Here is a 24,186-nt window from a genome sequence, read left to right on the forward strand (position 1 = left end):
GTTCAAGTGTGGGCACTGTGGATGGGAAGGGGATGCGGATTTGAATGGTGCGAATGTGATTGCGCTCTTGGGGGCTGCCGTAAACCAGCCTAGAGGTTCGGGCCTGTTTTGTTCTCTGGTAGGGCAGAGCAGGCTCAGGGCTACTGAAAGCCCGCTCCGTACCGCTTTAGCGGTCGGAGTCGGGTAGTTTACAGGACAATCCCTTTCACGACAACAGAAGAGATCCCGGAGCTGTCTGCTTAAGACCTAGGGAGTCGGTGTGGCAGAGGGGATGCGCAGCTCCACAGCCGTATCCAGGCGAGAGCGTGGGGGTGGGGCTTCTCCCTGAGCCAGTTCTATGTACTGGGCCAGCGGGTGATGCTCCTTCCAGCGGGATCCCACCTCAGCAGCCATCTGGGTGACTTGGATTTGATAAAGCTGGGCCAGCTCGGCAGCATTGAGGTTGCTCCGCTCCACCTGATCGCGACTGGCCTCGGCCAGGATATCTACCACAAGGTTGCCTTGCTCATCAAACCGCCACAGTTCCAGGCGGCTGCGGGAACGCAGGCTCAGCTCCGTTGGCGAAGCTGGTCGAGTGAGGACATCGACGCGGGCGATGACGATGGCTTCCAGGCCCAGGTAATCGAAAAATTGGCCCACCGCCTCCGGCTTGCGGCGATCCCACTCAAACAGCTCGTAGATGGGCCAGCCCACCTTCTGCAAAATGGGCTGAATGCGACGGTTGTCCAGAGGCACCACCTTCTCGCCGTTGGGGATCAAGCCCAGACGCACTGCCTCTATGGCCAGGCGCTGGCCCAACAGTTGGGTGTGCTCCAACCCTCCCACCCCCAAAATGCCAAGGCGACGACGGGGTTGAGGCCGAATGGGCACCTGCAAAACCACATCCACAGGGGTGGTCAGGCCCCCTTGCAGCAGGATCTCCTGCTCTGCCTTTTCATAGTCGGGGTGCCACACCGTCAACATCCGGCGCCCGGCTGGGGCATGGTCTAGCTCAAAAGCGCCCCGCTCATCGGTTTGAATCGGCTGATTGGGGTTCTCCATGCCCTCCAACTGCACCTGTGCCCCCGCCACAGGTTGCCCCACGCTGTTGCTCACCTGCCCCACCAGCCGCGCCGTTCCCTGGGGCTGCCCTTTGTCTTGAAAGGGAAACAACGGCGTCAACCGTGGAATGGGGGTGGCCGGAGCCTGAGCCAGCGCTCCTGAAGCCAGTGCCAGCCAGCCGCAGAGGGCCAGACTGCCTGTTCGCGAGAGCGTTGCGTAGCGATAGCTAATCCTGTGCCGGAGAGGATGAAAGAAGAAAAAAGGCATGGCGAAGGTTGCATCCGGTAGTAGCAGTCGGTTCTATTCTGCTCCGCACCCCTGACGCGAACAGGGCAAGATCCTGCTGCAGGGATCCTCACCCCGAAAAGGGGTTGTTGGCTTGCCATTGTTGGACAAACACCGGCACCATGTTGCGCACCTGCAGCCGAAACAGGCCCGCTGCCGCATCTTCAAACATCGGATCCCCGCCCACATCATCCCGCCCATAGGCTTCGTAGTAGCGAGCCCGATCCCCAGGCCGATCCCTCTGCAAGTCCACCACCACCACCACCCCGCGGCTGCGCAACTGGTTGGGGGTGAAATTGGGAATTTCCACCGGCACCGTCGGGGCCACAAAGCGTAAGGCTGTATTCAGCAGAGAGTTGCCCTGGCGGTTGTAGTCCCGCGAGATCTGCATCTGGGTCAAAAGGATGTAGCGCAATCCCAGGGCATCCCCGATGGCCTTCAGCTTGGCCAAGTCGGCGGTGTAGCGCTCATCCCGATCCAACAAAGTCAGGCCCTGGGTGAGGGGCAGAAGCGGCTCAAACCGAGGATCCGGCCCCAAAGGCCCCTTCAAGAGGATCACCGGTCGCTGGGGCTGCAACTCCTTCAGGGCCATGCTGAGGTGGCGGGCCAGCTCATCCGAGTAAACGGGTTCATCGGGCAAAAGGCCAATGCCCTCCGGCTGGCGGGTCGGTTCCCCTGGCGGCAGGCGAATATCCTGAGTGGAGACAAAGCCGGCCCGGACTTCCACCTGGGTGCTGGTCAGGGGAAAACCCGGCACCTCCACATCCACCAAATACAGGCCGGCCGGCAGTTCCGGCAGCACGTAAGTGCCGTCGGCAGCAATGCGGACGGTTTGCCTGGGTTGGGTTGGCGTGGCGGCCAGGTGCAAAACCCCGGTCTGAACGGGTTGGCCGGCAATATCCAGCACCCGCCCGGTCACCACACCCGCTCCTTCCGGGGAGAGGGCTCCTTCCTGCTGGCTGGCTTCCCCATTTGAGGGCTCCGTCCCACCATTGCGGACGGCAAGGGCCGCCTGTTCGCGAGAGCGTCGCGCGGCGATAGCTTGGGCTTCCACATTCTGCAAACGGCGCAAGGCCGGGATCCCTGCTGCCACCACCCACAGATCCCGACCGTCTAACATCACCAGACCCGTCGGTTGTCCCTGCAGCCGCAGTGAGGCTGCCAATCGCCCCGTCTGCAAATCCACCAGTTGCAGGCGGTCGCTATCGCGGGAGGTCACGTAAGCCCAACGTCCATAAGGGGAAAGGGCCAGCCGCGTCGGTCGCCAATCCAGGCCAACCCGCTGCAGGGCCTCGCCGCTGCGGCTCAGATCCAGCACCGTCAGGTCTTGGCTGCCCGAGTTGAGCACCACCAAGCGTTGCCGTTCGGCATCCAAAGCCATCGCTTCCGGAGTATTGCCGCCGCGCCAACGGGCCAACAACTCCCCATTGTCTGGGTTGACCACCAGCAAACTGAGGGGATCCTCCCCGGCTAGACCCACAAACAGGGATCCCCGCTGCGCATCATAGGCCAGCGCCAAGGGGGGGCCGGGCATCGGCAAATTGCGGGCTTGCGGCTGCTCTGAGGGATCGCTTTGGCGTTTGTGCTCCGCACCGCTGCTGCGAAGGGGAGCAGCCATCACCGCCAAACTCTGGGCAGAGGGCAGGGAGGCAAAAACCCGCCCTGTGGCCGCATCCACGGCAATATCCAAAACTCCCGCCGGCAACCCATAGGCCTGAATCAGCTCCCCCGTCAGCAGATCGAGGGCCACCAGCCCAGGGGCATTGGGGCCAGAGGCATAGACCACCTGCCGCGCCTCATCCACCCGCACCACACTGGGGGCAAACCCCACCGCCACCTGCCACAAGGGATCCCCGCTGGCCCCATCCAGCAGAGTCACCGCCTGCTCCTCCAACAGCCCAACCGCAACCCAGCCCCGATCCGGTACCCCATCGATGCGATCGGCAGAGCTGCGCAACGGCAAAAGCCAATCCCCCTCTGTCCTCAGGCCGTTCCCATCCGCAGAAAAGTTCCTCCCAGCAGAGGAAGAGCCTGCCTCCGGCGAAGGGATCCCTTGCCCCAACACAGGGGATCCCAGCCCCAGCACACCACTCAGCACAACCAGCCATTGCCACCGCATGGCCTTCTCCACCCCACAGTCGCGCCTGCTTTGACTCAGGAGATCCTCGCCCAACCAGCATAGCCAACCCGACCGTCCCCTCGGTGCCGGAAAGCCCAAACCCATTTTTTGACAGGCTGACCAGACGAACATAGAATGGATATTCGCTGGTTTTGTCAGGATCAACCATGAAGGTACGGCCTTCCGTCCGTCGGATCTGTGAGAAATGCCGAGTCATCCGCCGCCACGGTCGGGTGATGGTCATTTGTTCTTCCAACCCCAAGCACAAGCAGCGGCAGGGCTAGAGGGTCGATGGTGGGTGGGTTCAGCCTGCAACGGGAGACAGAGGCAAAGGCTTCCGACACAACCGAGCAAAACGTTGGCTAGACCTCTCGGTGAGCATAGATCCCAAGACCGGCATCTCTACAGCAACATTTCTCTGAATGAGGATCCCATCTCAGGCAGGCAACTCAATCCTTACTGGGCAAGTGTGTTCGAGTTGGTTTGATTTGAAAGGTACCCCTGACTATGGCACGGATTGCGGGAGTTGACATCCCCCGAGAAAAGCGAGTGGAGATTGCCCTCACCTACATTTACGGCATTGGGCTAACCCGCTCCCGCCAAATTTTGGCGAAGACCGGCATCAATCCGGATACTCGTACCCGCGACCTCACCGACGCTGAGGTGGCCGCCCTGCGAACGGTGGTGGAGGGCGAATACCAGGTGGAAGGGGATCTGCGCCGCCAGGAGGCGATGAACATCAAGCGGCTGATCGACATCGGCACCTATCGAGGTCGTCGCCATCGCCTGGGTCTGCCCGTGCGTGGTCAGCGCACCCGCACCAACGCCCGCACCCGCAAGGGGGTCAGGAAAACGGTGGCCGGCAAGAAGAAAGCTCCTGCCAAGAAGTAGTCGCTCGGCTTTGCGCGGAAGGCAAAAGTCTCCCACCATCCCGAATCTCAACCCCAAACAGTCGATTGCAAGGACACCTGGATCATGGCTCGGCAGCAACGGCGCGGACGTAAAGTCAAAAAGAACATCCCCAATGGGGTGGCCTACATTCAGTCCACCTTCAACAACACCATCGTCACCATCACGGATCCCAACGGCGATGTGGTGTCTTGGGCCTCGGCAGGTTCTACGGGCTTCAAAGGGGCCAAAAAGGGCACTCCCTTCGCCGCCCAAATGGCAGCAGAAAGTGCGGCGCGTCAAGCCATGGAGAACGGCATGCGCCAGATCGAAGTGATGGTGAGCGGGCCGGGAGCCGGTCGGGAAACCGCCATTCGCGCTCTACAGGCAACGGGCCTGGAAATTACCCTTATTCGAGATATTACCCCCATTCCCCACAACGGTTGCCGTCCTCCCAAGCGGCGGCGTGTCTGAAGGATCCCGCGTTGAGGGCTGGTCGAGCGTCTGTAGGGGGTTTTCTCCAGAGCTACGCCATGCCCCAGCGAAGGTCTGCCCAAGCGTGAGATGACCTCGAAGTTTCATCAGTTCTCCAAACGGATATCGAGCCAGACGGACGGGGCCACCATGACGATTCAAACCAGCCGAACCCTCTCCCACTCTCTGGGCAGCAGAGCGAGCGCAAGTGCTGTTGCCTACCAGACCGAGTGTGTTGAATCTCATCGGGATGATAACGGCGTTCACTACGGCAAATTTGCTCTGGGGCCGCTGGAGCGCGGCCAAGGGATCACGGTGGGCAACGCTTTGCGGCGGGTGTTGCTCTCCAATCTGGAGGGGACGGCGGTGACTGCTGTACGCATTGCCGGGGTGACCCACGAGTTTTCCACGGTGCCGGGGGTGCGGGAAGACGTGATGGAGATCCTTCTAAACATGAAGGAGCTGGTGCTGCGCTCCAGTTCCCCCGAGACTCAGGTGGGCCGCTTGGTGGCTCAGGGGCCAGGGGAAGTTACTGCTGAGAAGCTGCAATTGCCCAGCGATGTGGAGGTGATCAACCCCCGTCACCACATTGCCACCCTGGCGGAAGGGGCGATTTTGGAAATGGAGTTCATGATTGGCCGGGGACATGGCTACCGCGCCGTCGATTACTCCGACAGCAAAGCGATGGCGATTGATTTTCTGCAGATCGACTCTGTCTTCATGCCGGTGCGCAAGGTGAACTACGCTGTGGAAGCAGCTCGGGTGGGCCAATTCCTGGAAAAAGATCGGCTAGTATTGGAAATCTGGACCAACGGCAGCCTCACCCCGCAAGAGGCCCTCAGCCAAGCGGCCCGCATTTTGGTGGGCTTGTTCGCACCGCTGCAGGAGGTCAGCTTCGATGCTCCTGTGCCGCCCAAGCCAGACGAGGACAACCAAAAAAACCAGATCCCCATCGAGGAGCTACAGCTCTCGGTACGGGCCTACAACTGTCTGAAGCGAGCTCAGATCAACACGGTGGCCGATCTGCTGCTCTATACCGAGGAAGATCTGCTGGAGATCAAAAACTTTGGCCAGAAGTCTGCCGAAGAGGTGGTGCAGGCTTTGAAAGCCCGCTTTGGTCTGACACTGCCCCGCACCCGCGAAAAAGGCAAGGCCTAGAGTTTAGGTTCCGTCTCAAGCATCTGCACCGCTAGCACAACCGCGTCAAAACGCAAGGATCCCCGAAGAGTGTAGGACACAAGACAGAGGTTACCATGCGCCACCGCCGTCGTACCCCCCACCTCAATAAGCCCGCCGACCAGCGCAAGGCCCTGATGCGGGCGCTGACCACGGCTCTGCTGCGGGAAGGGCGGATCACCACCACCAAAGCCCGCGCCAAAGCCATTCGGGCCACCACCGAGAAGATGATCACCCTGGCCAAAGAGGGATCCCTGGCGGCGCGGCGACAGGCGCTGGCCTACATCTACGACAAGGAGCTGGTGCGCTCCCTGTTTGAGCAGGCTCCTGAGCGCTACCGGGATCGGCCCGGTGGCTATACCCGCATCTTGCGCACCGTGCATCGGCGGGGGGATGGAGCAGAAATGGCGGTCATCGAGCTGGTGTAGCGGAAAGGGATCCATGCCGTACCGTCGCATTGCCCTGAGAATTCAGTACCTCGGCAGCAGGTTCTATGGCTGGCAGCGCCAGGCAGCCCGCCGTACCGTGCAAGGGGTGCTGGAGGAGGCGATTGCGTCGCGGGCGGGGCATCCGGTAACCCTCTATGGGGCCGGTCGCACCGATACGGGGGTTCATGCTGCAGGCCAGGTGGCCCACTTCGACACCACCTCCGGTATCCCTGCGGCGGAGTGGTCGAGGGTGCTGAACGACTGTCTGCCGGAAGATGTGGTAGTGCTGGCTTCTGCTCAAGTGCCTGACTCCTGGCACGCCCGCTTTTCGGCTCGCTGGCGCCGTTACCGCTACCTGATCCTGAACCGGGAGCGACCGGATGTGTTCTGGCGCCTCTTTAGCTGGCAAGTGCGTTGGCCTCTGCAGGTGGAGCCGATGGCGGAAGCCCTGAATTCCCTGCTGGGGGAGCACAGCTTGGAAGCCTTCCGGCGGCGGGGATCGGATCGGCCCCACTCGCGGGTACAGGTGCAGGAGGTGCTCTGCCAGCGGCTGGGGGACTTGATCAGCATCGAGGTGCAGGCCAGCGGCTTCCTCTACCGGATGATGCGGCTCTTGGTGGGATCCCTAGAGGTGGTGGGCCGGGGCCAGCTCAGCCCGGCACAGTTTGTCCACCTGTGGCAACACAACGACTGGAGCCAGATGCGCACCCGCTACAGCGCTCCTCCGCAAGGGCTGTGCCTGACGGATGTGGGCTATGCTGCGGATCCCTTCGGTCAACAGTTCGCCCACTCGCCGCCCTTTTGGGCCTTGCCCACAGAGCCTCCCTCCGCCCTCCGGTCGCCGGCTGCGTTGGCCCATTCCTGCGGTTGATCTGGGCGATCTCCAAGCTTGTCCTGATATGTTTCCTTGCCTGCCATGAACAAAACTCCCCTTCCCAACCCCGAGACTCTGGCGCCCCGCTGGTATCTGGTGGATGCTGCCAATCAGCGCCTGGGCCGCTTGGCCGCCGCTGTGGCCACCCTCTTGCGGGGTAAGCATAAACCGGACTTCACCCCTCACCTGGATACGGGGGACTATGTAATTGTGATCAACGCTGAGAAAGTGGTGGTCACCGGCAAAAAGCGCACCCAAAAGCTCTACCGCCGCCACTCTGGCCGTCCTGGCGGCATGAAAGTGGAAACCTTTGCCCAACTGCAGGCGCGGCTGCCGGAGCGGGTGGTGGAAAAAGCGATCAAGGGAATGTTGCCCCACACCCGTTTGGGCCGGCGGCAATTCACCAAGCTGAAAGTTTACGCCGGGCCAAACCACCCTCATGAGGCCCAGCAACCCCAGGTTTATCCCCTCAACACGATCCCAGGAGCCAAAGCATGACTCAAGCGAGCAGCCAACGAGCCGTTTATTGGGGAACGGGACGCCGCAAAACCGCCGTTGCCCGCGTGCGTTTGGTGCCCGGCACGGGCAAAATCATCATCAACGACAGGCCGGGAGACCAGTATCTGCAGTATCAAGAAGCCCTGCTGGCCAGTGTGAAGGGGCCGCTGGAGATCCTGGGACTGGAAAACTCCTACGACATCTTGGTGCGAGCCCATGGCGGCGGCGTTCACGGCCAGGCGGATGCGATCAAGCTGGGGGTGGCGCGCGCCCTCTGCGAGGTGGATCCGGCCAATCGCGGCCCTTTGAAAGTAGAGGGTTATCTGAAACGGGATCCGCGCGCCGTGGAGCGGAAGAAATACGGCCTGCGCAAGGCCCGCAAGGCTCCCCAGTACTCGAAGCGCTAGGGATCCCTGCCGTTGTTTTTAGAGGAAGATGTTGATAGACAAGGGTATAGAAACAGGCCCAGAGGAGGAAAGGGTTATGCCCAAGAAAGGATTGCACCCGCAGTGGTATCCAGAAGCCAAAGTCATCTGCAACGGCGAAGTGGTGATGACGGTGGGATCCACCAAGCCGGAGCTCAGGGTGGATGTTTGGTCGGGCAACCATCCCTTTTTCACCGGCAGCCAGAAGATCATCGACAGCGAAGGCCGGGTGGAGAAGTTCATGCGCAAATACGGCATGAGCGGTGGCAAAAAGGCCAAGTAGAGGTTCCCCCATCTGGGTGTGGGCAATACTTGGATTCCTGGGTATCGCAAGTCTATGGCTTCTGCTCAACTGATCGACCAGCTTAAGAATGTCGAAGCCACCTTTCAGGAGCTGACGGTGCGCTTGGCCGATCCGGACGTGGCCACGGATCCAGCTGAGCTGCAGCGGATTGCCAAGGCCCGCTCCTCCTTGGAGGCCACCGTCCAGGCTTTTCACGACTGGCAAAAGCTGAATCGCGATCTGCAACAGACGGAAGAACTTTTGCGGGAATCGGCCTCCGACCCGGAGCTGGAGGCGATGGCAAGAGCGGAACTTGAGCAACTGCGGGCCCGCCAAGAACAACTGGAGGAAAAGCTCACCCTGCTGCTGCTGCCCCGGGATCCCAACGACGACAAGAACATTATGTTGGAGATTCGCGCTGGCACCGGTGGGGAGGAGGCGGCGCTGTGGGCGGCGGATCTGGCCCGCATGTACACCCGCTACGCCGAAAAGCTGGGCTGGTCGGTGCGTCTGGCGAGCCTCTCGGAAGGAGAGCTGGGGGGCTACAAAGAGGCGATCCTGGAGATTCAAGGGGATCAGGTGTACAGCAAGCTCAAGTTTGAAGCTGGCGTGCATCGGGTGCAGCGGGTGCCCGTCACCGAAGCGCAAGGCCGTGTCCACACCTCGACGGCCACGGTGGCGGTGATGCCAGAGGTGGACGAGGTGGAGGTGGTCATCGACCCGAAAGACATCGAAATCAAAACGGCACGTTCCGGGGGGGCAGGCGGCCAAAACGTGAACAAGGTGGAGACGGCGGTGGATCTTCTCCACAAGCCCACCGGGATCCGGGTGTTTTGTACCGAGGAGCGTTCCCAACTGCAGAACCGCCAGCGGGCCATGCAGATTTTGCGGGCCAAACTCTACGAGATGAAGCTGCAGGAGCAACAGGCCTCCATCAGCTCTGCTCGGCGCATGCAGGTGGGAACGGGATCCCGCTCGGAAAAAATTCGCACCTACAACTACAAGGACAACCGCGTTACCGACCACCGCCTCAACCAGAATTTCCCTCTGCAGCCCATCTTGGATGGGGAGCTGGACGACTTGATCCAGGCTTGTATTGGCCTTTACCAAAAAGAGCTGTTGGCGGAGCTATCCTAGGCCAAACTGAGTTACCGCCAGCGAATGGGATCCCTTCTCGAGGACCTTTCCTCTGCCGAGCTAGCGGTAGAATAAATACCCACGTCGAGTGCCTAAACCCCCATGCTGGCCGAATACCGCCAACACGCCGCTGCCCGCGAGGCCCAAGGGATCCCGCCGCTGCCCTTAAACGCTGCCCAGACCAGCCAGGTGTGCGAGCTCCTGAAGGCCCCGCCTGCCGGCGAAGAAGCCTTTTTGTTGCACCTCTTAACAGAGCGCGTCCCGCCGGGGGTCGATGAAGCCGCCTATGTGAAAGCGGGCTTTTTGGCCGCTGTGGCCAAGGAGGAGGTTGAATCCCCGTTGATCACTCCCCTGCGGGCGGTGGAGCTCTTGGGCACCATGCTGGGGGGCTACAACGTCCAGGTTTTGCTGGATCTGTTGCGGGATCCCCGGAGTGAGATTGCAGCGGCAGCAGCCCGCGCCCTCAGCCACACCCTGCTGGTTTTCGATGCCTTTCACGACGTGCTGGAGCTGAGCCAGTCCGGCAATGCCTATGCCCAACAGGTGATCGAGTCCTGGGCCAAGGGCGAATGGTTTACCGCCAAAGCTCCCCTGGCCGCAGCAATCACTGTAACAGTGTTCAAGGTTGCCGGCGAGATCAACACCGATGACCTTTCCCCCGCCGCCCACGCCACCACCCGCCCGGATATCCCCCTCCACGCCCAAGCCATGCTGGAGTCCCGCGCTCCAGGATCCCTGGTTACCATTGCCGAGCTGAAGCGCCGCGGCCATCCCGTTGCCTTTGTGGGGGATGTGGTGGGCACCGGCTCCTCCCGCAAATCCGCCCTCAACTCGCTGCTCTGGCACATCGGCCACGACATTCCCCATGTGCCCAACAAGCGGGCCGGCGGGGTGATCCTGGGGGGCACCATTGCGCCCATCTTCTTCAACACCGCCGAAGATGCCGGGGCCTTGCCCATCCAGTGCGATGTCTCCCGCCTGGAAACCGGCATGGTGGTTACCATTTGCCCCTACGAAGGCGTGATCCGCTCTGAGGCCGGCCAGGTTCTCTCCACCTTTTCCCTGCGGCCCGTGACCCTCCCCGACGAAGTGCGGGCGGGGGGACGTATTCCCCTGTTGATTGGCCGTGCCCTCACCGACAAAACCCGCCAAGCCTTGGGTTTGCCTCCCTCGACCTTGTTTATCCGCCCCACTCCACCGGCAGACACCGGCAAAGGCTATACCCTAGCGCAAAAAATCGTGGGCAAAGCCTGTGGGCTGCCAGGCGTGCGCCCGGGCACCAGTTGTGAGCCCCTCATTACCACGGTGGGATCCCAGGACACCACCGGCCCCATGACCCGCGATGAGCTGAAGGAGCTGGCCTGTCTGGGCTTCAACGCCGACCTGGTGCTGCAGAGCTTCTGCCACACCGCCGCCTATCCCAAGCCGGTGGACATCCAGATCCACAAAGAGCTGCCCGACTTTTTCGCTTCCCGCGGGGGCGTTGTCCTGCGTCCCGGCGATGGCATCATCCACTCCTGGCTCAACCGCATGCTCCTGCCGGATACCGTCGGCACCGGGGGCGACTCCCACACCCGCTTCCCCTTGGGGATCTCCTTCCCGGCGGGATCCGGTCTGGTGGCCTTTGCCGCCGCCATGGGGGTGATGCCCTTGGACATGCCGGAATCGGTGCTGGTGCGCTTTAAGGGGGAACTGCAGCCGGGGATCACCCTGCGGGACATTGTCCATGCCATCCCCTACGTGGCCATTCAGAGGGGGCTGCTCACCGTTGAGAAAAAAGGCAAGAAAAACGTCTTTGCCGGGCGCATCATGGAGATCGAGGGCCTGCCGCATCTGAAGGTGGAGCAAGCTTTTGAGTTTACCGATGCCTCGGCAGAGCGCAACTGTGCCGGCTGTACCATCCAGCTGAGCCTCGAGACGGTCTCAGAATATCTGCGCTCCAACGTGGTGCTGCTGAAAAACATGATTGCCCGCGGCTACCAGGATGCGAGAACCTTGCTGCGGCGCATCGCCAAAATGGAAGCATGGCTGGCCAACCCCAGCCTGATGGAAGCGGATCCCGACGCCGAATACGCCGAAGTCATCGAAATCGACCTCAGCACCATCACCGAGCCGATCGTCTGTGCCCCCAACGATCCCGACAAGGTGATGACCTTGAGCGAAGTCCATGCCCAACACGCCGCCGGCAACCCCGATACGCCGATCAAGATTGACGAAGTTTTCATCGGCTCCTGCATGACCAACATCGGCCACTACCGCGCCGCCGCCAAAATCCTGGAAGGCCAAGGGCGGGCCAAGGTGCGCCAATTCTGGATCTGTCCGCCCACCCGCATGGATGAGGCACAACTGCGCTCGGAAGGCGTATACGGCATCTTTGCTGCCGCCGGGGCCAGAACAGAAATGCCGGGATGCAGCTTGTGTATGGGCAACCAAGCCCGCGTGGAAGACGGGGCCACCGTCATGTCCACCTCCACCCGCAACTTCAACAACCGCATGGGCAAAGACGCGCGGGTTTATCTGGGATCCGCCGAGCTGGCCGCCGCCTGCGCCCTTTTGGGCCGGATCCCCACCCCTGAGGAATACCAAGAGATCGTCTCCAGCAAAATCCAACCCTTTGCCGGCGAGCTGTACCGCTACCTCAACTTCCACGAGATCCCTGGCTTTGAGGACGAAGGGCGGGTCATCCCCCCCGAGCAAATGCCCAAGATCGAGGATTTGCTCGGGATCCGTTCTTGAGCAGGGTGGAGTAGGATTCCAAATCTGCCCTGGGTCGCCCTGATACCATGGCAGGGATCGCCCCATCGCCCTGGAGAAAGCCCAATGGCCCTGAATCCGAAGATGATCTGCCGCATCCACCGCACCCTTGCCCCCATTCTGGCCCTGCCGTTGGTGGTGACGGTGCTAACGGGATCCCTGTATCAAATTGCCCGCCTTAACGAAAACTTCGACTACTACTGGCTGATCCAAATCCACAAAGGGCAGTGGGGCCCCCTCGATCTGCAAGCGGTTTACCCCTTCTTAAACGGACTGGGGCTGCTGGTGATGGTGGCCACCGGTCTCAGTATGTGGTTACCCACAAAACTCCATCGCCGCCCCAAACATACGGAGTCCCAGAGGGTTTTGGATGGATAAACCTGTAGGGTAAACACCTAAGAAACATTCCAGAAAACCCTACATTTCCCGGAACGGATTTGACTACACTAGAAGCATAGAGGTTTTGCTTGCACCTCTAAAGTTGAGCCCCGAAAGCTAAGCTCCAAACTCGAAGTGGAAGTCAAAAAAAGCAAAGTAATAGAGGAGGAGGATGCTCTATGGCTCTTGTCCGCTGGGATCCATTTCGTGAAATTGACGAAATTCAACGGGAAATGAACCGGATGTTCGACCGGCTGATCCCTCGCACCACCGAGGCCGACGGCTTTGCCTTCATGCCGGCAGTGGAGATGCACGATGATCCCGAAACCATTACCCTGAAGCTGGAGCTGCCCGGCTTGAACCCCAACGACTTGGATATCCAAGTCACAGCCGAAGCGGTCTCCATCACCGGGGAACGGCGATTTGAGAAGCGCTCTGAAGACAAAGGGGTAACCCGGACTGAATTCCGTTACGGGCGCTTCCAACGGGTGATCCCGCTGCCGAACCGGATCAAACACGATCAGGTGAAAGCCGAATACAAAGATGGGATCCTCACCCTCACCTTGCCGAAGGCCGACTCTGAAAAAGCCCAAGTGGTCAAAGTGAGCGTTGTCTCCTGATGGCCTAGAGGTTAGGCAACTTCCTAATAGGGAAAAAGGATCCCATAGAGGTAGGCGATGAGCCTACCTTTTTTTACATTTCGGTTCAAGATTCCATGGCTTCCCAGCTCCCCTCTCCTTCTGGGAAAGGGGCCGGGGCAAGGGCAGGGGCAACGACCATAAACTGGCTTCGCTGCAGGGATCCCCAGCCTTCCCTAGCGAACTTAAACCGAACCCCATTTGACTTTTGCCTGCCGGTTTGGATAGGGTTTGAGTGCGCAACGGAGCCAAGGTTGAGAGCATGGCCAGCGTTACCTACGAACACGTTACCAAGCGCTACAGAGACACCACCGCCGTCCATGACCTGAACATCACCGTCGAAGACGGGGAATTTCTCGTCTTTGTCGGCCCCTCCGGCTGCGGCAAAACCACCTCCCTGCGCATGCTGGCCGGCTTGGAAGAAGTGAGCGCCGGCTCCATCTACATTGGCGATCGACGGGTGAACGATGTCCCCCCCAAGGATCGGGATATCGCCATGGTCTTCCAATCCTATGCCCTCTACCCCCACATGACCGTGGCCGAGAACATGGCCTTTGGCCTCAAGCTGCGCGGCCTGCCACGGGCGGAGATCGAAAGCCGGGTTAGGGGGGTGGCCAAGCGCCTTGGGATCGAGCACTTGCTCAACCGCAAGCCCAAGGAACTTTCGGGTGGGCAACGGCAGCGGGTTGCCGTCGGGCGGGCCATCGTGCGCAATCCGGCGGTGTTTTTGATGGATGAGCCCCTCTCCAACTTGGATGCCAAGCTGCGGGTACAGGCGCGGGCCGAGATCAGCAAGTTGCACATGCAACTGGGCACCACCTTTATCTACGTTACCCACGACCAGGTGGAGGCCATGACCATGGGCAACCGCATCGCCGTCATGAAGGATGGCCGCCTGCAGCAGGTGGATACCCCCCACACCCTCTACACCCGCCCGGCCAACCTGTTTGTGGCCGGGTTCATCGGCAGCCCCGCCATGAATTTCTTCCAGGCCAAGCTGCGGGAGCAGGAGGGCACCCTCTGGATCGATACCGGCGCCTTCCGCGTGGCCATCCCGCCCCACCAGGCAGAGCCCTATTGGCAATACGTCGGCAAGTCGGTCATCTTCGGCATCCGCCCGGAAAACATCCACGATCCCCACTACCAACCCCCAGGGATCCAACCTGCCCCGGTGCGGGCTAAGGTCTCGGTAACGGAGCTGGTGGGCCATGAAGTAATCCTCTATCTCAGCACCAGCGACCGAGAAGGGATCCTGGCCGAGCAGGAGTTTATTGCCCGCGTGGATCCCCGTACCCAGCTGCGCGTCAACCAGTGGGCGGAAGTGATCTTCGATATGGATCGCTTCCACCTGTTCGATCCCGAAACCGAGCAGCGCCTAGGTTAAACCCTGGAATCGCTTTAGAATCCTAATCAGTCCTACAGAGGCAGGGATCCCTATGCCGGAGCAATCGACGTCCCGCTTGGTTCAGGCGCAGTTTGACGAATTTCCCTACCCGAATGTCCCGATTGAGCAGACGGTTACGGATAACTTCGCGCTGTTTGCCAACAGCCTCACCACCGCTTACTATCGCCGCAACCGCAAGGTGGTCAAACCCGAGGGCAAAGTGATGCTCAACGCCGGCTGTGGCTCCGGCTGGGAGACCCTCGTGCTGGCCACGGCCAATCCAGGAGCTTCTTTTGTCGGGGTGGATATCTCGGCAGAATCCCTGAAAATGGCCCGGCAGCGCTTCGAGTTCCACCAGATCAAAGAGGCGCGTTTCGAGGTGATGGACATCACCGACCTGCAAGCCTTGGGGGAGCAGTTCGATTTCATCGCCTGCAACGACGTGCTCTACCTACTGGACGATCCGGTGGCGGGGCTGAAAGGCATGCGCCAAGTCCTCAAACCGGACGGCATCATCCGCACCAATGTCCACAGCCTTTACCAGCGCCAGTTTATCTTCAACATGCAGGATGCCATGGAGCTGCTGGGGGTGATGGATGAGCCGGCTGCCAAAGCCGTTCCCATCCTCAGGGAGCTGATGGATGCCCTTCACGAGGGCAGCTTCGTCAAAAGCCACTGGCAGGGGGATGCCATCAAAACCACCAATGGGATCCTGGCCAACTTCCTGCTGCGCAGCGACAAAGGCTTTACCGTACCTCAGGTCTTTGAGATGCTCCGCCAAGCCGGGCTGGAGTTCATCAGTATGGTCAATTGGCAGCAGTGGAAGCTGGAGCGGGTCCTCACCAAGCCCGTTCCCTACGCCCTGCGGCAAATCAAAAAGCTCAACCAAGAGGAGCTGCTGCACTTTATCGAGTTGATCTTTCCCAACCTGACCCGCCTGATCGACTTCTGGTGTGGCCACCCCACCGGGGCCACTTCTCCCCAACCCTTCAGCAACGAGGAATGGAGAAATGGCTCGGTACACGCCCATCCTCTGCTGCTGAGGCTCAACGCCAAGGCTGCCTTTGAGAATGCCATCCGCGACAATGGCCCGGTCAACATCAACGGCTGGCCCGGCTCCGAGGGCAACATCACCATCGATCCCTTCTCGGTGCGCTGGTTGATCGATGTTTTTGGAGAAGAGCCTGTTCCTGTACAGGCCCTGGCGGCCAAGGCGCTAGATCTCATGGATTGGACCCCCGAAGAGGCCTTTAACCAAGTGGTGGCCAATCTCAAGTTCCTGGAAGAGCGGCTGGTGGTGCTGTTGCACTCGCCGCTGCGTTGAGTTCAAGAACCTACCCCCCTCTCCCCCTGGGAGAGGGGCCGGGGGTGTTTGCGTTTAGCGACGCGGAGCGCTTGGGCTGGGAGAGGGGCTGGGGGTGAGGGTCTGCAGCACCCTGATTTGCTCGGCCCGAATGGCCGCTGGGATCGATCCTTCCGCATCGACGTTGACGGCGAACCGAACGGTGCCTTCCATTTCCACCACATCTCCCGGGAGCAGATCCAGCCAGCTGGCAGAGCGGCCAAGGCGAGTCACTTGCACCTCCTCAGCAGGAACCACCGAGACCCACGTGCCCGCGTAGCGCTCCAAGCTGGGGCTGACTTTTTCCAAGTTGACCCCAATCCAGCCCTCTTTGCGGTTGAGCAGCCGCACCGTCCCAGTTAGTTGGAAAGGCTGTGCTTCTTCCGCTAACTTGATTGGCTCGTAGAGAACCTCTGTATTTAAAGGCTGCAGCCGAGCCAACTCCACCCGCCACCCTTGGGCCTGGCGATAGAGGGTAACCTCCATAACTGCGCGCAGCCGACCCTCCGGCAAAGGCTCGTAGAAGCCCAACTGAGAGCGAAAAGGGCGAAACCGGGGATCCTCCCGATCCGGCTCTGTTAAAAATCGTTGCAGCTCCTCGGCGGTGAACTGGAAGCGAAGCGTTGGCACCACCGCTTCTGGCTTTAGGATCGAGTCCACCCGGAAAACGGCTGTATTGCCCACCGCTTGAATGGGGGTGAGGGTAAACTCCTCCGCTGAGGGCCACGATTGATCTAAGGCCCCCGGAGGGATCCCTTTTAGCAGCCGCGGAGTGAGCAGGGCTTCTGCGGTGGCAAAATCGCGGGCATTGGCCGCCTGGACAAACTCCCGCAGCGTTTCTTCAGCCGTTTTGGCCTGCCAACAGCCCCCCAGAGGCAGCAAAGCCAGCACCAGGAAAAACCACGCTCTCACATCCACACCCTCCCCAATCTCCCTGCAGGTAACAGTCCTAGGGGTTCTCGGTTGGAGATGCAGAATTTTCACCGGGATCCGCTGCTTCTGTCTCTTCTGGGTTTTCCGACTGGGATCCCGAAGCAGCAGGTGGCTTATCCGGCTGCCACACTTCAATTCGCCAGCCGCGATCTTGCTGGTAGAGGGTGATCTTGACGCGGGAGGTTACCGTCTCTCCCTCCAGGCGCATCCCCACCAACTGCGGGGCCAACTGCTGATAGGTGGGATCCGCCAGATCCGGCTGGGTCAAATACTTGCGCAACGTCAAGGGATCCAGCCCCAGGCGCTGGGCCGCATCCTCCAGCGAGTCGGTGCCCTCCACCCAGACATAGGCCGTCTTCCCGGTCACCTCTTGGTTACGCACCTGCACGTTCTCCCCCACCGTGCCCCAAATCGAAGGCAGGGATCCCGGCCGGAGGGCATTGCTGAAGCGCTCCGTCAGGTAGCTGTCTGCCGTGCCCCAGTCCCCCTTCTCGGCAGCAGCGATGAAAGTGCTCACCACCTGGTCAGGAGTTTGCACAGGAGCTGCCTGGGTACAGGCGATCCCTCCTGCCAGGGCGGCAGCAGCAATCCAGACGGGGAAACGGCGTACCATGAACATCCCTCAACCACAAGCGGCATCGCTCTCCTAGGTTACCAAACTTTTTCCGCCTTCTCTTCTGCCTGTTCAGAAGACCCAGTGCAGCTCCGGCAAGGTGGTAGGATAATTCAGCAGCTTAGTTAGCGAAGCCATGGGGATCCCCACCACTGCCGATGAATGTAACGAGCTGGGCATCTCTCACTGCTTGAAGGCCCAGCAAGCCAAAACCTCGCGGGAGCGACGTGCGGCTTGGGCCATGGCTCTGGCGGCCTGGCGGCAGGGTTTGGATCTCGATCCCAACCATCTCCCCTCCCAGTTCAATCGCCTCCATGCCCTTTTGGCCTTGGGAAGCGGCTACACGGCCCTCCAAGAGGGAAAAGAGCTGCTCTCCCGGCTTTTGACCCAGCGTTACCTAGAAGATCCCAGCTTGGGCCTAACCGGATCCCAGCCCAAGCTCGCTTGGGATCCCCCTCGTCTGGCTTCTGCTAGCAAAAAGGCCCGCCGCTCTTCCAAGGCTACCTCCCGCCTCGGCCCTCGCGAACGCTATCTTCACACTCTGGCCCGTTGGCTGGCCCACCACAGCGGGGTTATCTATCGACCGGAGTCATTGCCCTATTGGCGGTTGGCTGCGGCCATCGACCCAGAGGACTTAGAGGCCCAGATGGTGGTTGCCATGAATGCGGCGGCCCAAGCGCAGCCGGAAGGGGCTTTCTTGCTGCAGAAAATAGCCGACCATTTCCCTGGGCAGAAGGACAGGGCCCTGCAAGTGCTGCAACTGGCTCTAGATCGCTACATTCCGCGGCAGGATCCCTCCAAGGCGGAGTCGGATTCAGCAGAGCAAGAGTTAGAAACGCCTCCTAACGGAGATCCAGCCTCGGAGGCGGTGGCCAGTATGGAAATTTGGACTCAGTATGAGGGGTACAAGCTAAGGCTAGAGCCAGATCTTAAAAGCATTGTGACCTTCGTCCTCCTGGCTCAAGATCGCTGGTTTGAGAGTGAAATCGAGCTGTGTCGGCAAATCCTCAAGCCGGGCATGAACGCCATTGACGTGGGGGCCAACGTTGGCGTTTATACTTTTCTATTTGCCCGCTGTGTGGGCGAGTCTGGAAAAGTCTATGCCATCGAGCCCACGCCGGGGTGTTTGCAGTGCTTGCGGGCAACGGTCGCTCAAAACAAGCTCGACCAATCCGTGCAAGTTGTGGAAGCTGCGGTAGGCGAAGAGTCCCGCGAGGTTTACCTGGTCTGCGAAGGGGCCAGCGTTTTCAACCGCATCGTCACGGATCCCATGTCGGTTGTAGAAGAAACCAAGCCGGTGCAGCAAATCACCTTGGACGAGTTGTGGATCTCAGAGAGCAAGCCCACCATCGATCTGCTCAAAATTGACGCGGAAGGGGCAGAGGTTCCTGTTCTGAAGGGGGGGAGAAAGCTGATCGAGACCTGTACCCCGCTGATCCTGTTTGAAAACCAAAATGTCGGCCAGTTTTCAGGTTTGGAGTCGGCGAAGCTTCTCGCCGAATTAGGCTATCTCATTTATGTTTACAACCCGATGATCCAAGATCTCAGTACCGTTCAGGCTTCTGTGCAACTGCCAACTGCGCTAAACTTGGTTGCCGTGCATCCGAATCGCTTTTCTCTGGCGAGCAAAGCCGGTCTGATCTAGCCGTTTCTGTGGAGTAGAACAATGCCTTTCCCGATTAGCGAGATCCTCGACAAAGACATGCCTTTTATCCGAATTGCAGAAGTGGGGGCGATGTTTCTCGTCGGCGATATCGACAAGCTGGTTCAGGAAGGGCATGCCCAAGTGATAGGATTTGAGCCCCAAAAAGAAGAATGCGAAAAGCTCAACGCCAGAGCCCTAGCCGAGGCTCCTCGCGCCGACAAAGTGAAGCGGCAATACTTTCCCTATTTCATTGGGGATGGATCCCGCCGCAAGTTCTATTTCACCAACACTGGCTACACCTCCTCTCTTTATGAGCCCGATCAGGAGCTGGCCCAGCATTTTGAGAACTTGGCGGAAGTTTGTCGGGTAACTCGGGTCGAGGAAGTCCAGACTACCCGCCTGGATGACATTCCAGAACTGGGCGAAGTGGACTTTCTCAAGATGGATGTTCAGGGAGCCGAGCTGGATGTCATCCGGGGCGCTAGAAAAACTCTACAGAGTGTTACTGTCATCCAAACAGAAGTCGAGTACATACCCCTCTACAAAAACCAGCCTCTTTTTAGCGATGTGGATATTGCCCTTAGAGAAGAGGGCTTTCTTCTGCATGGCATGGCCAGCAACATTGGCGCCTGCCTCAAGCCTTTCTCCTCCAGAACCTATCGCCCTTACACCCAAGTGTTGTGGTGCGACTATGTTTACGTCAAAAACTTTATGCACTTGGGTCGGCTTTCCTCGCGCCAGCGGCTGGCAATGGCGGTAGTTTTGCATGAGGTTTACCTGTCCTACGATCTGGTAGCTTTCATCCTGGGCGTCCATGACCAAATTGCCCAAACCCGCTACAAAGACTTCTACCTGGCCAGGATGTTTGCCGCTCTCAATGTCTCTTAAATTGCTCAGACGAGGTGGGGGATGATCGTCATCGACGGAGTTATCTGGCAGTCGGAAGGGTTTTCTCGCTCTCCACTTTTGGATCAGTCCTACCTGTGGCTGAGCCTCATTGAAGAGTGGGTCAAGGCCAAGAAGGCAACGAAGTTTGTGGTGCTCACCCGCGGGCAAACTTGGTTGCCACCGGGAACTTTTTTTTCCGAGATCCCCCGCTTTGCTTTTGCAGAGGCAGATGAGGATCGCACCGGCCTGCAGAGCGCCTGCGACCAGCTCAAGGCCAGGCTGTTTCTCTCCACCGGCTACACCACCCCCATTTCCACCCCTTCCATCGCCTTCATCTACGACCTAGAAGCAGAGGCCGGCAGCCAATTTCACTCGGAATACATCGAGAAGAAAAATGCCATCTTGGCTGCTGCCCACTACGTTTTCTTCTCCGATGAAGTGTTTGCTGGCTTCCGAACCCACTACCCCGGGATCCCACCTGAGCAGATGTCGCTGGTCTATCCGGCCATCGAGGGCTGGGCCAAGCCGGCTGCTCCCGATGCCATGGCCGAGTTTCGCCGCAAGTTTCAGTTGACTCGCCCTTTTTTCTTGGCCGTCTTGCCCGAACAGCTGGCTGATTACCGTGGCATCCAGGCTGTCAGCCAAGCTTGGGAGATCCTCCAAGGTCAAAAGCTCTCCCGCACCGAGCTGGTCTTTGCCTTTCCCAGTCCTCTGGAGGTGGATCCCGTCAAAGCGCAACTGCCCCAACGAGAAGGCCTTCGCTACCTCAGCCTGAACAATCCCGAGCTGGCCTGCGCCTATTCCTCGGCTCTGGCGCTGGTTTTCCACTCCACCTTTCGGCCCAGCAGCCCCCTTGAGGCGATGGCCTGCGGCTGTCCTGTGGTGCATTACCGGGATGAGCAGCCAAATGCCTCCGGCTCGGAGTCGGCAACTGCCTCTGGAGAGAAAAAAGATAAGGATCCCTTGCAAAACCCGACAGCCCTGCTCTGCCAAGGCTCTCTTCAAGAGCTGGTTGACGCCTTGCAGCGCATTCAAAGCTACCCGGTACGCTCTCCCCTCATTGCCAAGGGGTTGGAACAGGCCAAGGAGCTGAGCTGGGCAACAGTGGCCGCCAAGCTGTGGGACATTTTCGAGCAGGTGGCTCCTTCGGAATCCGAGGAACCTACTGACCGCTGACCACCAAGTTTTTCCACATCTGCCAATAGGCCCGCTCCAAAGCGCGAGCATGGCTTTGCGGATCCCTCAGGGGCGATTTCTCCATCATGCCTCGCAGGCTGTGGCGCAGATGCCGCAGCCGCTCCAGATCACTGGCCAAGTTCACGGCAATTTCCACGTATTCTTCCGGCGTTTGGGCCACCAGCTCCGGCAGCCCCACGTTGGTGAGGATGGAGACCCCCACCCGGCAGACATGAGCGTTGCCCGCCAAGACCACCACTGGCGCGCCGCCCCAGAGGGTTTCGCAGGTGGTGGTGGTGCCGTTGTAGGGGAAAGGATCCAGGCCGATATCAATCTCACTGTAGATCTGGAGATGCTCTGGAATGCTGCGGCGATCTCCCACCAGGTGCACCCGCTGCCGCTCCACCCCGTGCCGCTCGAAGTGCCCCCAGAAGATCTCGCAGACGCTGCTGTCGGTGTAGCGCATGTTTTTGAGCAGGATGCGGGCATTGGGCAGCCGCTTGAGGATCTCCGCCCACACTGCCACCACGTTGGGGGTAATTTTGGTGGGGTTGTTGCAGCAGCCAAAGGTGATGTAGCCGGCAGACAGAGCCGGTAGCTCGGAAACCGGCGGAAAGATATCCACAGGGTTGTAGCAGAGAAAGCTTTTGGGCAGGCGCATCAACTTTTCTGTGTGGTACTTCTCCGTCAAGCCCGGCGGGTCGGCATAGGCATCGGTGATGCGGTAGTCCACCAAGGTCAGGCCGGTGGTGTTGGGGTAGCCCAGATAGGTGGCCTGGAGGGGGGCAGGTTTGAGGGCCAGCACTCCCAAGCGGTTGTAGGCTGTGTGGCCGGCCAGATCCACCAGAATGTCGATCTTGTCCTCGTGGATGAGGTCGGCCACCTCCACATCGGAGCGGATCTTGTGGATGTCTCGCCAGGCATCGGCCTTTTCCTTCATCCGCTCCGTCACGATGTCCGAATACGGCCCGTTGGAATAGCAGTAGATCTGGAAGCGCTCGTGGTCGTGGTGGTTATAGACATGCTCAAAAAACATGCTCACGGAGTGCAGCTTAAAGTCTCCGGAGATGTAGCCGATGCGCAGAGGCCGCTTCAGATCCCGATCCCGGTGGTAGGGCCGCCGCAGATGGGCCACCGAGGCTTGGGTGGCATCCCCCCACTTCTTGTGCTCCCGCAGGGTCTCTTCGGGATCGAAATCGGGGGCGTAGTGCAGGCCCATGAGGATGTTGCCGTGGAAAGCGATCACCCCCGGAGCCAGCTTGGCCGACTTGCGATAGGCTTTGATGGCCTCCTCGTGGCGGCATTGCTGGAGGAAGGTGCCCGCCAACCCTGCATAGGTGGAAGGATCCTCGGGGTTGATCTCCAGGGCGCGCTGAAAAGATTCCAGTGCCTCGGTTAGGCGGTTCAACTCTTTGTAAACGGATCCCAGGGCCCGGTGAACATCCAGGAAGTCCGGCTTGAGGCGGGCCGCTTCCTGCAAAACCGGCAGGGCTTCCTCATTGCGATGCTGACTTTGCAACAACAGCCCCAAGTTGCAGTAGGCCTCCCCCAACTCCGGGTCGTGCACCAGCGCCTGCCGGTATTGAATCTCTTCTTTTTCCGGCTCGTTCAAGTGCCGATAGGCCAGGCCCAGGTTGTTGTAGGCCAGGGCAAAATCGGGCTTGTGCTCCAGGGCCGCCTCCAGTAGGGGGATGGCTTCCTTGAATCGCAGCTGATCCAGCAGCAGACACCCGGCCTCGAAGTAGGCCTCGGCCAGGTTGGGCCGCACACCCAGAGCGCGGCTGAGGTGGGCCATGCTATCGGCCATGCCGCAAGGGAACACCTTGCGAAACCCCCGATCCGACAAAAAACCCGCCAAGCCTCGGTAGGCTTCGGCATATTCAGGCTGCAGGCCAAGGGCCACATGGTAGTAGTCCAGCGCCCGCTGCGGCTGCTTCAGCTTGCGATAGGCTGTGGCCAGGTTGAAGTAAACCCGCGGGCGATCCGGCTGCAGCGCCAAAGCCGCCCGATAGGCTTCAATGGCCGCCTCCGGCTGTCCCTGCTCCAGCAGGGCGGTGCCCAGGTTGATGTGAGCTTCCACCAAGTGCCCATCCAGCTCCAGCGCCTGACGGAAAGCGGCAATAGCTTCCTCCCAGTTCCCTTGCTCTGCCAAGGTCAAGCCCAGGCCGTTGTACAAGGCCGCTTGTTGCGGATCCTGCTCCAGAAGCTGCCGATAGAGCTCAGCGGAGCGCTCCAACTGCCCCACCTCGCGGCAGAGCTCGGCCAGTTCTTGCGCTCGCTCTGGGGTAAACTCTAGCGCCAGCGCCTGCTCTAGATGGTCGATGGCCGTTGCCGGCCACCCCTTCTGTCGGTAGATCTGGGCCAGCTCCGTCAGGATCTGGGCATCCTGGGGCTGCAGGGCCAGCGCCCGCCGGTAATACAGCTCAGCCTGGTCATACTGGCCCAGTTGAAAGTGGCAGAGGCCCAGGTTGGAGAGGGCCTGCAGGTGATCGGGCTGCAGCGCCACCGCTTGGCTGTAGCATTCGATGGCTGCTTCCCGCTTGCCCAGGGCCTGGTACACCGCCCCCAAGTTGCTGTGAAAGGCTGCCTGCTCTGGCCGCAGCTGCGTGGCCTTGGCCATGTGGGCCGCGGCTTCCTCAAGGCGGCCCGTCTGGTAGCAGAGGATGCCCAGAAAATGCAGAGCCTCCGGTTGGTCGGGCTGGAGAGCCAGCACCTGCCGGTAGGCCGCCTCCGCCTGCTGCAGCTCCCCTGCCTGGTGGTGGCGGGTTGCCGCTTCCAAAGTAGCTATCAGCGCATCGGGTGTCACT

23 protein-coding genes and 1 pseudogene are annotated in these 24,186 nt (G+C 60.2%); 19 read left to right on the forward strand and 5 right to left on the reverse strand.

Features of this window, described 5'->3' with window-relative positions; all coding sequences use genetic code 11:
- Window positions 1-187: pseudogene (locus tag NW834_RS00500) on the forward strand (RNA-guided endonuclease TnpB family protein); the annotation flags it as partial.
- A 59-nt stretch (window positions 188-246) separates the two neighbouring features.
- Here NW834_RS00500 and NW834_RS00505 read toward each other — a convergent pair.
- On the reverse strand, window positions 247-1,308 hold the full coding sequence (locus NW834_RS00505; protein ID WP_414419186.1) for a carboxypeptidase-like regulatory domain-containing protein: 1,062 nt from the start codon (window positions 1,306-1,308) through the stop codon (window positions 247-249).
- A gap of 88 nt (window positions 1,309-1,396) precedes the next feature.
- Complete coding sequence (locus tag NW834_RS00510) at window positions 1,397-3,445, reverse strand: carboxypeptidase regulatory-like domain-containing protein (RefSeq protein ID WP_414419187.1); 2,049 nt, start codon at window positions 3,443-3,445, stop codon at window positions 1,397-1,399.
- 167 nt (window positions 3,446-3,612) lie between these two features.
- Between NW834_RS00510 and rpmJ the strand changes: the two genes are divergently transcribed.
- The 15 genes from rpmJ to NW834_RS00585 all read left to right on the forward strand — a co-directional run bounded on the left by rpmJ (window position 3,613) and on the right by NW834_RS00585 (window position 16,106).
- A complete protein-coding gene (rpmJ, locus tag NW834_RS00515) occupies window positions 3,613-3,729 on the forward strand; it encodes a 50S ribosomal protein L36 (protein ID WP_011433187.1) in 117 nt (38 codons plus the stop codon).
- Between the two features lie 223 nt (window positions 3,730-3,952).
- Window positions 3,953-4,336 carry a 30S ribosomal protein S13 gene (gene rpsM / locus NW834_RS00520; protein ID WP_011433188.1) on the forward strand — a complete coding sequence of 128 codons (384 nt, stop codon included), beginning with the start codon at window positions 3,953-3,955 and terminating at the stop codon, window positions 4,334-4,336.
- A gap of 84 nt (window positions 4,337-4,420) precedes the next feature.
- The gene (rpsK, locus tag NW834_RS00525; protein ID WP_011433189.1) at window positions 4,421-4,807 is read left to right on the forward strand and encodes a 30S ribosomal protein S11; all 387 of its coding nucleotides are present in this window, start codon (window positions 4,421-4,423) and stop codon (window positions 4,805-4,807) included.
- A gap of 150 nt (window positions 4,808-4,957) precedes the next feature.
- The gene (locus tag NW834_RS00530; RefSeq protein ID WP_414331185.1) at window positions 4,958-5,965 is read left to right on the forward strand and encodes a DNA-directed RNA polymerase subunit alpha; all 1,008 of its coding nucleotides are present in this window, start codon (window positions 4,958-4,960) and stop codon (window positions 5,963-5,965) included.
- Between the two features lie 95 nt (window positions 5,966-6,060).
- On the forward strand, window positions 6,061-6,411 hold the full coding sequence (gene rplQ, locus NW834_RS00535) for a 50S ribosomal protein L17 (RefSeq protein ID WP_011433191.1): 351 nt from the start codon (window positions 6,061-6,063) through the stop codon (window positions 6,409-6,411).
- Between the two features lie 13 nt (window positions 6,412-6,424).
- On the forward strand, window positions 6,425-7,282 hold the full coding sequence (gene truA, locus NW834_RS00540) for a tRNA pseudouridine(38-40) synthase TruA (RefSeq protein ID WP_414331177.1): 858 nt from the start codon (window positions 6,425-6,427) through the stop codon (window positions 7,280-7,282).
- 45 nt (window positions 7,283-7,327) lie between these two features.
- On the forward strand, window positions 7,328-7,783 hold the full coding sequence (gene rplM / locus NW834_RS00545; protein WP_414413343.1) for a 50S ribosomal protein L13: 456 nt from the start codon (window positions 7,328-7,330) through the stop codon (window positions 7,781-7,783).
- Window positions 7,780-8,190, forward strand: coding sequence for a 30S ribosomal protein S9 (gene rpsI, locus NW834_RS00550; protein WP_011433194.1), 411 nt, complete (start codon window positions 7,780-7,782; stop codon window positions 8,188-8,190). Before rplM ends, rpsI begins: the two co-directional genes overlap by 4 nt.
- 76 nt (window positions 8,191-8,266) lie before the next feature.
- Window positions 8,267-8,491 (forward strand): 50S ribosomal protein L31, encoded by a 225-nt coding sequence (rpmE, locus tag NW834_RS00555; protein WP_414343514.1) that lies wholly within the window; start codon window positions 8,267-8,269, stop codon window positions 8,489-8,491.
- Between the two features lie 54 nt (window positions 8,492-8,545).
- Window positions 8,546-9,628, forward strand: coding sequence for a peptide chain release factor 1 (gene prfA / locus NW834_RS00560; protein WP_011433196.1), 1,083 nt, complete (start codon window positions 8,546-8,548; stop codon window positions 9,626-9,628).
- Between the two features lie 102 nt (window positions 9,629-9,730).
- Entirely contained in the window at window positions 9,731-12,364 is a 2,634-nt protein-coding gene (acnB, locus tag NW834_RS00565) for a bifunctional aconitate hydratase 2/2-methylisocitrate dehydratase (protein ID WP_414419188.1), read from the forward strand.
- Between the two features lie 84 nt (window positions 12,365-12,448).
- Window positions 12,449-12,760, forward strand: coding sequence for a PepSY domain-containing protein (locus NW834_RS00570; protein ID WP_414419189.1), 312 nt, complete (start codon window positions 12,449-12,451; stop codon window positions 12,758-12,760).
- 179 nt (window positions 12,761-12,939) lie between these two features.
- Window positions 12,940-13,380, forward strand: a complete 441-nt coding sequence (locus NW834_RS00575) for an Hsp20/alpha crystallin family protein (protein ID WP_414351140.1) — start codon at window positions 12,940-12,942, stop codon at window positions 13,378-13,380.
- 280 nt (window positions 13,381-13,660) lie between these two features.
- Window positions 13,661-14,782 (forward strand): ABC transporter ATP-binding protein, encoded by a 1,122-nt coding sequence (locus tag NW834_RS00580; RefSeq protein WP_414409110.1) that lies wholly within the window; start codon window positions 13,661-13,663, stop codon window positions 14,780-14,782.
- A gap of 52 nt (window positions 14,783-14,834) precedes the next feature.
- On the forward strand, window positions 14,835-16,106 hold the full coding sequence (locus NW834_RS00585) for a class I SAM-dependent methyltransferase (RefSeq protein WP_414426183.1): 1,272 nt from the start codon (window positions 14,835-14,837) through the stop codon (window positions 16,104-16,106).
- A 54-nt stretch (window positions 16,107-16,160) separates the two neighbouring features.
- Here NW834_RS00585 and NW834_RS00590 read toward each other — a convergent pair whose 3' ends face one another.
- Together NW834_RS00590 and NW834_RS00595 are read right to left on the reverse strand one after the other, a co-directional pair.
- A complete protein-coding gene (locus tag NW834_RS00590; protein ID WP_414426184.1) occupies window positions 16,161-17,042 on the reverse strand; it encodes a hypothetical protein in 882 nt (293 codons plus the stop codon).
- A 31-nt stretch (window positions 17,043-17,073) separates the two neighbouring features.
- Window positions 17,074-17,670, reverse strand: coding sequence for a hypothetical protein (locus NW834_RS00595; protein ID WP_414426185.1), 597 nt, complete (start codon window positions 17,668-17,670; stop codon window positions 17,074-17,076).
- Between the two features lie 136 nt (window positions 17,671-17,806).
- Between NW834_RS00595 and NW834_RS00600 the strand changes: the two genes are divergently transcribed.
- From NW834_RS00600 to NW834_RS00610, 3 genes are read left to right on the forward strand one after another with little or no spacing between them, the layout of a single operon-like run.
- Window positions 17,807-19,315: an FkbM family methyltransferase gene (locus tag NW834_RS00600; RefSeq protein ID WP_414426186.1), complete on the forward strand. Its 1,509-nt coding sequence runs from the start codon at window positions 17,807-17,809 to the stop codon at window positions 19,313-19,315.
- A 21-nt stretch (window positions 19,316-19,336) separates the two neighbouring features.
- Window positions 19,337-20,203, forward strand: a complete 867-nt coding sequence (locus tag NW834_RS00605) for an FkbM family methyltransferase (protein ID WP_414426187.1) — start codon at window positions 19,337-19,339, stop codon at window positions 20,201-20,203.
- A gap of 21 nt (window positions 20,204-20,224) precedes the next feature.
- A complete protein-coding gene (locus NW834_RS00610) occupies window positions 20,225-21,379 on the forward strand; it encodes a hypothetical protein (protein WP_414426188.1) in 1,155 nt (384 codons plus the stop codon).
- Here the strand turns inward: NW834_RS00610 and NW834_RS00615 are convergent.
- Complete coding sequence (locus NW834_RS00615; protein ID WP_414426189.1) at window positions 21,366-24,185, reverse strand: tetratricopeptide repeat protein; 2,820 nt, start codon at window positions 24,183-24,185, stop codon at window positions 21,366-21,368. The genes NW834_RS00610 and NW834_RS00615 overlap by 14 nt on opposite strands.
- Between the last annotated feature and the right edge of the window lies 1 nt (window position 24,186).

This window comes from Synechococcus sp. R60.1, from assembly GCF_047461835.1.
In the GTDB taxonomy this organism is placed as follows: domain Bacteria; phylum Cyanobacteriota; class Cyanobacteriia; order Thermostichales; family Thermostichaceae; genus Thermostichus.